The sequence below is a fragment of the Longimonas sp. genome (assembly GCF_040409695.1).
Taxonomy (GTDB): Bacteria; Bacteroidota; Rhodothermia; order Rhodothermales; family Salinibacteraceae; genus Longimonas.
This window is the reverse complement of sequence record NZ_JARWGJ010000085.1, coordinates 1-10470: the sequence shown is the minus strand read 5'-3', so window position 1 is coordinate 10470 and position 10470 is coordinate 1. Positions and strand designations below refer to the sequence as shown.

Annotated in this window: 12 protein-coding genes; 7 read left to right on the top strand and 5 right to left on the bottom strand. The window is 61.4% G+C overall.

The window, feature by feature from the left end; genetic code table 11:
• The 5 genes from PPP56_RS05470 to PPP56_RS05450 form a co-directional block, all read right to left on the bottom strand.
• The coding region (locus PPP56_RS05470) for a hypothetical protein (RefSeq protein ID WP_353563023.1) at nt 1–532 on the bottom strand (532 nt) is incomplete at its 3' end.
• Nucleotides 533–604: 72 nt separating this feature from the next.
• Nucleotides 605–1279: a tetratricopeptide repeat protein gene (locus tag PPP56_RS05465; RefSeq protein ID WP_353563022.1), complete on the bottom strand. Its 675-nt coding sequence runs from the start codon at nt 1277–1279 to the stop codon at nt 605–607.
• Nucleotides 1276–2322 (bottom strand): VWA domain-containing protein, encoded by a 1047-nt coding sequence (locus tag PPP56_RS05460; protein WP_353563021.1) that lies wholly within the window; start codon nt 2320–2322, stop codon nt 1276–1278. The genes PPP56_RS05465 and PPP56_RS05460 overlap by 4 nt, the downstream gene beginning before the upstream one ends.
• A 1-nt stretch (nt 2323) precedes the next feature.
• Nucleotides 2324–3157 (bottom strand): NAD-dependent protein deacetylase, encoded by an 834-nt coding sequence (locus PPP56_RS05455; RefSeq protein ID WP_353563020.1) that lies wholly within the window; start codon nt 3155–3157, stop codon nt 2324–2326.
• A 151-nt stretch (nt 3158–3308) separates the two neighbouring features.
• Nucleotides 3309–3737 (bottom strand): hypothetical protein, encoded by a 429-nt coding sequence (locus PPP56_RS05450; protein ID WP_353563019.1) that lies wholly within the window; start codon nt 3735–3737, stop codon nt 3309–3311.
• A 489-nt stretch (nt 3738–4226) separates the two neighbouring features.
• On the opposite strand from PPP56_RS05450, the gene PPP56_RS05445 reads away from it, so the two are divergent.
• The 7 genes from PPP56_RS05445 to holA all read left to right on the top strand — a co-directional run.
• Nucleotides 4227–4502, top strand: a complete 276-nt coding sequence (locus PPP56_RS05445; protein WP_353563018.1) for a metal-sensitive transcriptional regulator — start codon at nt 4227–4229, stop codon at nt 4500–4502.
• 16 nt (nt 4503–4518) lie between these two features.
• Nucleotides 4519–4740, top strand: a complete 222-nt coding sequence (locus tag PPP56_RS05440; RefSeq protein ID WP_353563017.1) for a heavy-metal-associated domain-containing protein — start codon at nt 4519–4521, stop codon at nt 4738–4740.
• 52 nt (nt 4741–4792) lie between these two features.
• A complete protein-coding gene (locus PPP56_RS05435; RefSeq protein WP_353563016.1) occupies nt 4793–7333 on the top strand; it encodes a heavy metal translocating P-type ATPase in 2541 nt (846 codons plus the stop codon).
• A gap of 210 nt (nt 7334–7543) precedes the next feature.
• Entirely contained in the window at nt 7544–8110 is a 567-nt protein-coding gene (locus PPP56_RS05430; protein WP_353563024.1) for a YqgE/AlgH family protein, read from the top strand.
• A gap of 176 nt (nt 8111–8286) precedes the next feature.
• Entirely contained in the window at nt 8287–9006 is a 720-nt protein-coding gene (locus tag PPP56_RS05425) for a NuoI/complex I 23 kDa subunit family protein (RefSeq protein ID WP_353563015.1), read from the top strand.
• A gap of 98 nt (nt 9007–9104) precedes the next feature.
• On the top strand, nt 9105–9647 hold the full coding sequence (locus tag PPP56_RS05420; protein ID WP_353563014.1) for a hypothetical protein: 543 nt from the start codon (nt 9105–9107) through the stop codon (nt 9645–9647).
• Between the two features lie 33 nt (nt 9648–9680).
• The coding region (gene holA, locus PPP56_RS05415) for a DNA polymerase III subunit delta (protein ID WP_353563013.1) at nt 9681–10470 on the top strand (790 nt) is incomplete at its 3' end.

The window sequence follows — 10470 nt, the reverse complement described above, 5'->3', positions numbered from 1 at the left end:
TGTACGTGTAGGCTTCATCGGTCACCTCCACCGTCCACACGTTTGATGCGGCTGCAGGAAGCAGGTCGGCTGTGAACTGATCGGCAGGGAAGGACTGGCTCATGGCGGTGCCTTCTGCTTCGGTGTCGCCTCCGTACTGCGTGATCTCCTCTTCCGAGCCATCTTCGTTGCGGTGGTCGTGCTTCAGGCGAAGCCCATCATCGGTCTGCGTGAATATCCAGGTGCGCGAATGATTGTCGCTCACGTGAAAAGGAATGCGGATCTCGTCGTCAAAGCACTGACGTACGTGCATGACCAGCTCCTCGTCGTGGAACGTGTCGTCGCCTTCCGGTGCGTCGAGCGCCTCACCAGCAAACGCCTGCCCGCAGAGCGACTCAAGTCGGCTCCAGAAAAGATCCTGCGGTGCCTCGTCTGTGGCTTCGGTCGTGGCAGGAGCCTCGGCTTCGGCACCCTCCATGTCAGCGGGCTCTTCTGCTCCGCATCCAGCAAGTACTGCTGCGCTAATAAAAAGAATCCAAACGTATCGTAGCATAAGGGTGGGGTATTAAAAAGCAGTGTGTGAATGTCGTAACATAGCCATGCGCGGCACACAATGCCAACGGCGCTACGGACGATCGAGCTGAACGTCGTTCTCGGCATTCCGGTCGATCGCGGTAATGGTGTTCAGGCGGCCCATAAAGTCCTGGTAGGCGGCTACGGTGGAGTCTTGCGCCAGCCCTTCCTGCATGAGCATAAGCGCGGCGCTGTAGTCGCGCTGCGCGGCCAGCGCCTCGGCCCGTCGCTTCAGGCGCTGCGCATAGTCAGAGGGATCCACGTCGGGCGTATCGGCCCGTCCAGGGGCGGGCGGCTGCTGGCGCATCAGCACCTCGTAGTTGTGGCGCGCGTCGTCGTGTAACGGGTCGAGGCGTAGCGTGGTGCGGTAGTGACGGAGCGCAGCCTCTCGATTGCCAGCACGTGCTGCATTAGTGGCTTGGTTGTAATGGATGCGAACGCGTGCATCTACATCGGTAGCATAATCGCGTGCATTCTGAAAAGTCTCATCCGCCTCCGCATACCTTTCCTGCTGATACAGGGCCGCTGCCAGGTTATGATAGAGTGCCGCGTTTCGGGTGCTATCGCTCGCATCCACCCGGGTGAGCCCCTCGCGATAGGCCTGTTCGGCTTCGGCAAAAGCGCCGCGTTCGTACAGCGTATTGCCCCGCCGCCCATCGGCGTCGCCGCCGTGCGAGAGGAGGCCACCGAACAGGAGTGGAATAAGAAGCCAGCGCGCGATAGTCATGTGTCGCGTACAGGTAGGTCCGAGGGGGCCGAGGAAGAAGGTGCGGACAGGCGCACAGGGAGCATCGTGTCGATCAGCAGGAGGCCGAGTGCCAGCGCCAGTGGAAGCACAAACCACTCGTAGTAGGCATCAAACCGCTCCATGCCAATGAGCGAGCGCTCCAGCGGACGCAGGTCGTCGACAAATGAATCGAGCGATCCGGACGCGGGGCCTAGTTCGTAGTAGGTGCCAGGGCTCGTGATGAGGCGTTGAAGCGCGTCGCGGTGCAACTGCGTGGTGATGGGCGCGCCGGTGTCGCTCCGCATCCAGCCGGTACGGTTGCCCTCATCATCGTACTGTGGGATGCGTCCGCCAGCCGGGGTACCAACTCCTGCAGTGAACACGGCGATGTCGCGCGTCTGCTCAGCCGCCTGCGCCACATGCGTGTCGCGAAAGTCGCCGTCAGAAAGAAGGAGAAGGGCGCGGGCACGAGGGGGCACGTCGGGGCGTTGCTCTGCGGGAGCGTTTTCCAGAGCGTGCCGGGCGGCCTGCAGGGCCCCGTCGAGGTTCGTGCCCGGCGCGGGCATATCATCGGGATGCACAGCGCCAAGAACAGACCGCACGGCGGCATAGTCGGTCGTGAGGGGCACCTGCACGATACCCGTTCCGGCAAACACGACCAGCGCCACGCGGTCGCCAGCAAGCTGGTCGAGCACGCGCCGAACTTCGTTGCGTGCCCGTGCCAGGCGCGAGGGCGCAACGTCTTCGGCAAGCATCGAGTGCGACAGGTCGAGGGCTACAACCAGGTCAAGGCCGCGCTGCTCCACCTCGCGCTCGGCTCCTCCTACCCGAGGGCGAGCCAGCGCAAGCACGATCAGTCCCGTAGCAAGCACCACAGCAACAGCCTTGATGAGGCGGCGCCGTGTCATGGCCTGCTGCACCGCATTGGGTATCTGAAAGTAAGCTTGTAGCTGGCTGCGCTGTTGGCGCGCCCGGTAGAAGAGCGCTGCCACGAGAGGCAAAACCAGGAGCAGCCAGAAATAGAGCGGGCTGTGCCATTCCATGCTACGTCACCAGCAGGTCAGAGAGGTGCGGGAGCAGCGTACCGGTACGGCCTTCCAGTCGGAGACGAGCGTAGGCATCGCCGCGTGTAGGACCGAGGTTTACGATGCCAACGGGGCGTGATTCGCTGGCCGCGCGGCGCACAAAGCGAAAGCCAGAATAGACCGCCAGCGAAGAGCCAACGACCAGCAGCATATCGGCATCGTCAAAGAGACGCCAGGCCGCATCGACCCGGCTACGCGGCACCGATTCGCCAAAGAACACAACATCGGGCTTCAACACGCCACCGCAGCGCGGGCAGCCGGGCACAGCAAACGAGCGGGTTTGGGCGTCGGGAAGCACCGCGTCGCCATCGGGGGCAAGGGTGGCAGCGGGCGGAGGCCAGTTTGGGTTTTCCTGCAGCAGACGCCGCTGATGGGCCGTCCGCTTGAGGCGCAGGCTGCAGCGCAGGCAGCGCACATCGGCGAGGGCACCGTGCAGTTCTACAACAGCTTGGCTGCCGGCCTGGTAGTGGAGCCGGTCTACGTTCTGCGTGATCACGCCGCTGACGTACCCGGCTGACTCCAACCGGGCCAGTGCTCTGTGTCCGGCATTGGGCTGTGCCCGGGTAAAGCGGGGCCACCCTACGCTGCTACGGGCCCAGTAGCGCTGGCGGGCGTGTCCATCCCCCACAAACTCCTGATACGAGATGGGGGCACGCTCGCGGCGTGGTGAGTCGGGCCCCCGGTAGTCAGGAATGCCCGACTCGGTGCTGATGCCTGCACCGCTGAGCACTACCGTACGACGGGTGCGCATGAGGGCCGCAAGAGCGCGCAAGGAGGCAGGCAGGGGAGGCATATGCGAGAAGGATGGGAACGTGAGTATACGTTGTAGTAACCCGCACAGCGAATTGAGCGTTCCTACCCGCATTGATATGAGTGCGATACGCAGCATGGTCGCGGCCGAGCGTGCCGGGTGGACGCGCCGCGCCTTATATTATCTGCGCTGCCTAATCGTCCTTGAAGAGCAGTCCGATGCCTAAGGCCAAAAAGCCAAGAAAGAATCCTGCAAATCCGGCAACGAGCGACCCGAAGCCGCCGCCTACGAGCATGCGTTTTATTGTCATTACAAGGCCCGTGGCGTCTGCATCAATCGACAGAAAACCCAGCATATAGAGCGTGATGGAGAGCGGCAGAGAGAGCAGAAAGGGAGCGGATAGCAGCACAAGCTTGCGCCAGGCGCCTTTTCCGGAGCGTGCTTGCAGCGCGAGCGATACGCTGATGCCCCAGAGCAAGACAAAGCCGGCTCCTGCTGCATAGGTTACAAACGATGTGGGCAGCCCTGCCAGCGCTGCAACGATAGCAGCAGATCCTATAATGGCAATGAGGGCCCCTCCCAGCCCTGCCGCAAGCGCCTGTGATACTACAGAACGTGCCATACCGGTTACCATCAACTACGAGTGAATACGAGATTAGTAAATCAGCATCAATCTATCTGTCGTATCGCGCTAATGCAACCCCACACGTGGCGGTAACCGAGTGTAAGACGTAAAGATCAATCCACGAGACCTCCCGCAGTACCTTTGCGGGTAGCGGTTCAATGGTAAATGATTGTCATAGGGCCGAGATCGTCGGAGCCGGCCCCCCCCTTAGTCTCCCTTCGACAAAGGGGGATGAACGGAAGGGCATCGCCTCCAATCGCTCCCCTGGAGAGGGGATCCCCTGGAGAGGGAAGCTGTCGCGCCAGCGACTGAGGGGTGGACCGGCTGGGCTGCCGTGCTTTCTCATCGCATGGTACGCTGGGGATAATGGTACGCTGGGGATATGAGTGATCCCGAAAGTGTTCGGAACAGGTTTAAGAAACATACCCTACAGGGGTAGGGTAAAAAGCGCGTGATCATACACACAAAGTGCCCAATGTTATGCAGATGGATGACGAAAAGCGTGAGGCTATATTGCAACGTCTACGCCGCATTGAGGGGCAGGTGCGCGGCCTGCAGCGCATGGTTGAGGACGACCGCTACTGCGGCGACATCCTCAACCAGATCAGCTCGGTGCAGAAATCGCTACGCGCCACGGGCAAGGTGATCACACGCAACCATCTGGAGACATGCGTTACCGATGCACTGCGCTCGGGCGATACCGATGCGGCGGAGCGCACCTACGATGAGGTGATGGACCTTCTCTATAAACAAATTCAATAACCACTCGCACCCACCCATGGCAAAGCACACCAGTACACTTATAATCGACGGCATGAGCTGCAACCACTGCGTTCAAGCGGCTACCGATGCGCTAACGGCGCTTGACGGTGTGGCCGTAGACGACGTGCGCATCGGCGAGGCCCGTGTGCAGTACGATGACACCGAAGTCGCCCACGACGAGCTCTTCGCCGCTATCGACGATGCCGGCTTCGAACTGGTATCCATTGAGATGACCTGACCTGAAGCACCCGCCCGGTCGGCTTTTTCCTCGACTTCGCTCCGTAGCTGCTATGTCCACCAAAACCGATGTCCGTACCATTGAGCTCCCCGTGCATGGCATGACCTGCGCTGCCTGTGTGCAGCGCGTAGAGGATGCCGTGCGTGACCTCGACGGCGTGCACGAGGCCAAGGTGAACCTGGCGACCAATCGTGCTACGATACATGCACGCAGCGATACCCATGCCCCATCGCTCGTCGATGCAATTGAAGGGGCCGGGTACGAGGTGCCTACCACGACGTCTACGCTCACGGTCGAAGGCATGACTTGCGCCACCTGCGTGGGGCGCGTTGAGGACGCACTGCGCGCCGTGCCGGGCGTTGTCGAGGTTGAGGTGAACCTGGCGACCAACCGCGCCACCGTTACGCATCCCCCAGGAAGCGTAGACCGCAATGCGTTGCGCAGCGCCGTTGAAGAGGCTGGCTACGACATCATCGAGGCCTCCGAAGGGCAAAGCCGGGCGGATGCGGAGCGTGATGCCCGTGCTCAGGAGCGCACCGCGCTAAAGCGAGCGCTTGCCATCGCCGCCGCGGCCACAATTCCGCTGTTTATTCTGGACATGGGCACGATGTGGATCCCGCCGTTTGAGGAGTGGGTCATGGGCTTGATGTCGGAGCAGACGCTCTACGTGATCTTCTTTGCGCTGGCGTCGGTTGTGCAGTTCGGGCCCGGCCTGCGCTTCTACAAGAAAGGCTGGCCGGCCCTCCGCGCAGCCGCCCCCGACATGAACACCCTGGTGATGATCGGGACTTCGGCGGCATATGGCTACTCGGTAGTTGCCACGTTCGTACCGAACCTCCTCCCGGAGGGTACGGCCCACGTGTACTTTGAGGCGGCGGCCGTCATCATTACGCTGATCCTGGTTGGGAAGTACCTGGAGGCTGTTGCTAAAGGCCGCACAAGCGCTGCCATGCAGCAGCTGATGGAGCTGCAGGCACGCACCGCGCGAGTGGTGCGCAACGGCATCGAAGACGAGATCCCGGTTGAGGATGTAATGCCCGGCGACACCGTGATCGTGCGTCCCGGCGAGAAGATTCCGGTGGATGGCACGATTATTCAGGGGGCCTCGTACGTAGACGAATCCATGATCAGCGGCGAGCCCGTGCCTGCAGAGAAGTCGGAGGGCGACGAGGTCGTGGGGGGCACGATCAACAAGACGGGGAGCTTTCGCTTTGAGGCAACCCGTGTGGGGGCCGATACCGTGCTGTCGCAGATCATCGAGATGGTCGAGGCGGCGCAGGCGTCGAAGGTCCCGATCCAGGACCTGGCGGATCGCGTGGTGCGCTACTTCGTGCCAGCGGTGATGGCGGTTGCAGCACTTACCTTCGTGACGTGGCTTATCGTCGGCCCCGCCCCGGCGCTTTCGATGGCGCTGGTCGCAGCGGTCTCCGTGCTCATCATTGCATGCCCCTGTGCGATGGGACTGGCCACGCCGACCTCCATCATGGTCGGCTCCGGCAAGGGGGCTCAGATGGGCGTGCTCTTTCGTGAAGGGAAGGCGCTGCAGCAGATGCAGGAGGTGACCACGGTTGCGCTCGACAAGACCGGTACGCTCACCAAGGGGATGCCCGAGCTAACCGATATTACGGTGCAGGCGGGCGCGCCGGGAGGTATCGACGAGCGCGAGGCGCTGCGCCTCATCGCCTCCCTCGAACAGGCATCTGAGCATCCGATAGCGGAAGCGATTGTGCGTGCCGCGAAAGAAGAGGGCCTGTCGCTTACCGACCCGTCTGACTTCGAGGCTGAGCCGGGAATGGGCGTATCGGGCACAGTGGATGGGCATGCGGTGCAGGTGGGCGCCGACCGCTACATGGCATCGCTCGGCCTTTCGGTGGATGCGCTGGCAGATGCCGCCTCTGCATGGGCCGACGCAGGCAAAACCCCGCTTTTCGCCGCCCTCGACGGACAGCTTGTCGCCGCGCTGGCCGTTGCCGACACAATTAAGCCGTCCACGCCCGAGGCCATCAACGCGCTGCATGAGCGTGGGCTACGCGTAGCGATGATCACCGGCGACAACCGTCACACGGCACAGGCCATTGCCGACGAGCTTGGCATCGATACGGTGCATGCTGAGGTTATGCCCGATGAAAAGGTGGATGCGATAACGCGTCTGCAAAACGAAGGGATGGTCGCGTTTGTCGGCGACGGCATCAACGACGCACCTGCGCTGGCCCAGGCCGATGTCGGGCTGGCGATTGGCACCGGCACTGACATTGCGATGGAGAGCGCCGACATCATTCTCGTGAGCGGCGATGTGCGGGGTGTGGCCAATGCCCATGCACTGAGCACCGCTACGCTGCGCAACATCAAGCAGAATCTGTTCTGGGCATTTATCTACAACACGCTCCTCATCCCCGTAGCAGCAGGGGCGCTCTACCCCGTGCTTGGCGTGCTGCTAAACCCGATGTTCGCCGCCGCTGCGATGGGATTGTCGAGCCTCTTCGTGCTGGGCAATGCGCTGCGCCTGCGCGGATTTACGCCGCCGCTCGACGTAGGCACAGAAGTGGATCTCCCTGACACTACTGAGACGACGCCCAAGCCGGTTGCAGCATGACAGGTGCAATAGCATGACAGGGGCAATGTGCAGAGGACACAGAGCCCCCAAAGCACAGAGCAGACGGAAAGATACAGCGTGGTGGCACGTGGTTCGCTGGTGCTCGCGGTGTTGAGCCCGCTCGAATATGAGCCGTTTGGTGGAAACGTACGCACAGTTGTGCGTATGGCACCATCTATTCGCTCTTTTCCGACCGCGCTACGCATCCATATGTCCGACGCTTCGTCTACGCTGACTCCCGGAACGTTTCTGGTTTCAGCGCCCGTGATGCAAGACCCCAACTTCCGCCGTACCGTGGTACTGCTCTGCGACCATACGCCGGAGGGCAGCTTTGGACTGGTCTTGAACCAGCCCACTGACTTGCATCTGGGTGATGTGATGGATAACTACTTTGTGCACGACCCGCAGCTGTTTCTTGGGGGGCCTGTGCAGCGTGAGACGCTGCATTTTGTGCATCGCTATGCCGACGCCATCCCCGAAAGCATCTCGGTACTTCCGGGGGTGCAATGGGGCGGCAGCTACGACTCGGTTGAAGCGCTCGTGCAAAACGAGAAGCCCGATACCGACGCCCTTCGTTTCTTTCTGGGCTACACCGGATGGTCGCCCGGACAGCTCGCCCGCGAGGTAGAGGAAGACGACGGCTGGATCCTCACAGAAGGACGCGCCGAGTGGGTTTTTCAGACCAACCCGGAAGTGCTCTGGTCGCAGGTGATGCGGGCGATGGGCGGCGAGTATGCGCTGCTCTCCACGTTTCCCGATGACCCGCGCATGAACTGATCCTGCTGTGCACCATCCTGTCTGTGCGCCGGGAAGAGTCATGCTAAATCTCTGAGCAAGTCCGGTGCTGCGCGACACGTACTGGAAACCCGCGTGCCGCGCTTCTCGTCGAATCTATGTGCGGTAGTGCCGCGCTATAGCCCCCGCTGTTTCACCGATCAACCTGTTACGCTGCCATGGCTGGCCCGTCTTCGAACGAACCGCGCGATGAGCGCACCCTCAACTTCTGGGAGAATCTGTACATCCCTGAGCTCTTTAAGGGGCTCGGCTTCTCGCTGCGCAAAATTACGCATGAGGATACGTATACGATCGAGTATCCTGAAGAGCAGTGGTACCCGCCGGACAGCTACCGCGGGCGCCCCGTGCTCGTAGAGGAAAATGGACGTCCGCGCTGCGTGTCGTGCAACCTGTGCGCACGGGCCTGCCCGCCCATGGCGATCTCGATGCAGTCGAAAGAGGTCGATAACGTGAAAGAGCGCGAGCCCGAGTGGTTCGAGATCAACATGCTCCGCTGCATCTACTGCGGTTTCTGCGAGGAGGTGTGCCCCGAAGAGGCTATCATCATGTCGAAGGAGTACGACATGACGTTCCAGAGCCGCGACGAGGCGATCTTCGACCTCACGCGCCTGCTCAAGCCCAAGGAGCAGATGGAAGACCGACTGGAGTACCTCGACCAGTACAAGGATCCGCAGTTTGGGCAGCAGTGGTCGTTTCAGGCGGATAATAACCTGCACAGCGTAAAAGACCAACATTTCCTGGACTGGCTGGCTGACGAGGGCATGGACGAGCTGCAGACGACGCACCTTCGCGACGATGCCCGCGCCACCGATCCTGAGAAAGACTGGTCGCCACGCGACCGTCAGGGGCCGCCTGTTACAGAGCACGCGCCTCAGTAATTGCATTCTGGTACGGCTGCTGCGGTCTTTTGTCTTTTACAATTTACTGCAGTCTACCGCATTCGCTGCTTCTGTAACGCCCGTTCCCACTGTCTTTTATGGCTGCGACTCATTCTGAACCGCCCGAGCAGGCCGCGTCGTTGCGTACGTCGCTGCTCGACCAGTTGGCGATGCTCATAGAGGAGGTCGAGGGGATGCGCATGTATGCTGATCGCATTCCGGTGCAGCTGCTCGTTGAGCGCCCGACGCCCGACACGCTCGCCATCATCGAAGTGTATGCGTTCATCGCCCATCTCGACGAGCGCGTACGGCGCCCGGCCGCCGAGATGGTACAGTCCGGTGCGTTCCCGCGCATTCGTTCGCGGGAGGCGCTCGACGTGGCTAACGAGCACAGCTGGGCCGAGGGGGCGTTTGAGGACACGCTCGACCGCGTGAAACAGGCCCGCGAGCAGCTGGTCGAGAGCCTGCGCGCGGGCGACCTCGACACGTGGGGGCGCAACGTGGAGGTGGATAGCGATGAACTGACCGTCTTTGACTGGACGCACCGCATCCTCCAGAACGATACAGAACGCCTGCGCACGGTAGCACAGCGCCTGCACCATGCTCATCTCTCCGATCGTGAGGAAGACCTGCCGAAGTAAGCGTACTGCTTTTCATCTGCTGCCACCTACCTAATGGCGAAGAACACGGGTCCGTCGTTTAACGAGCTGGCGACGAAGTTTCGGCATCAGAACTTCGATCCGCTCTACTTCTTCTTTGGCGAGGAGGGGTTTTTGATGGACGAGCTGCAGGAGCTCCTCATTGAGCATGCCCTGCCGCCGGAGCAGCACGATTTTAACCTCGACCTGATCTATGGCTCAGAGGCTGAGGCCTCGCAGGTCGTCAACATCTGTCAGGGCTACCCGGTGATGGCGGAGCGGCGCGTGGTAATCGTGCGCGAGTTTGAGCAGCTGGAGAACAACCGCATGTTCAAAAGCTACGCCAAGCAACCCAATCCGCAGGCGGTGGTGCTGCTCTTGTGCACCACGAAGCCGAACCTGAGCGCGCATCCGTACCGGGCGCTGAAGCGAAACGCCACGTGGTCGCACTTCAAGCCGCTCTACGACAACCAGATTCCAGGGTGGATCAAGAGCCATGTGGAGGGGCGCGGGCTGCGTATTGACGGACGTGCGGTACAGATGCTGGCTGAGTATGTGGGCACGGATCTGCAGACGGCGGTCAGCGAGATCGATAAGCTGGAGACGTTCATTGGGGAGCGCGATGAGATTACGACCGATGACGTGCTGCGCGCCAGCGGGCAGACGCGCGAGTTCAATGTGTTTGAGCTGCAGAGCGCCATCGGCGAGGGCCGCCATGCCGATGCGATGCGGATTGCCGACCGTCTTTTGCAGCAGGCCAACAACCCGCGTGGCGAGGCCATCATGATTGTGGCGATTCTGAACGCGTACGTTGACAAGCTGTGGA

Excerpts from the sequence above, each read along its gene's own strand:
- PPP56_RS05465 (WP_353563022.1), bottom strand. The coding sequence starts at position 1,279 with ATGACTATCGCGCGCTGGCTTCTTATTCCACTCCTGTTCGGTGGCCTC.
- PPP56_RS05460 (WP_353563021.1), bottom strand. The coding sequence starts at position 2,322 with ATGGAATGGCACAGCCCGCTCTATTTCTGGCTGCTCCTGGTTTTGCCT.
- PPP56_RS05455 (WP_353563020.1), bottom strand. The coding sequence starts at position 3,157 with ATGCCTCCCCTGCCTGCCTCCTTGCGCGCTCTTGCGGCCCTCATGCGC.
- PPP56_RS05450 (WP_353563019.1), bottom strand. The coding sequence starts at position 3,737 with ATGGCACGTTCTGTAGTATCACAGGCGCTTGCGGCAGGGCTGGGAGGG.
- PPP56_RS05445 (WP_353563018.1), top strand. The coding sequence starts at position 4,227 with ATGGATGACGAAAAGCGTGAGGCTATATTGCAACGTCTACGCCGCATT.
- PPP56_RS05440 (WP_353563017.1), top strand. The coding sequence starts at position 4,519 with ATGGCAAAGCACACCAGTACACTTATAATCGACGGCATGAGCTGCAAC.
- PPP56_RS05435 (WP_353563016.1), top strand. The coding sequence starts at position 4,793 with ATGTCCACCAAAACCGATGTCCGTACCATTGAGCTCCCCGTGCATGGC.
- PPP56_RS05430 (WP_353563024.1), top strand. The coding sequence starts at position 7,544 with ATGTCCGACGCTTCGTCTACGCTGACTCCCGGAACGTTTCTGGTTTCA.
- PPP56_RS05425 (WP_353563015.1), top strand. The coding sequence starts at position 8,287 with ATGGCTGGCCCGTCTTCGAACGAACCGCGCGATGAGCGCACCCTCAAC.
- PPP56_RS05420 (WP_353563014.1), top strand. The coding sequence starts at position 9,105 with ATGGCTGCGACTCATTCTGAACCGCCCGAGCAGGCCGCGTCGTTGCGT.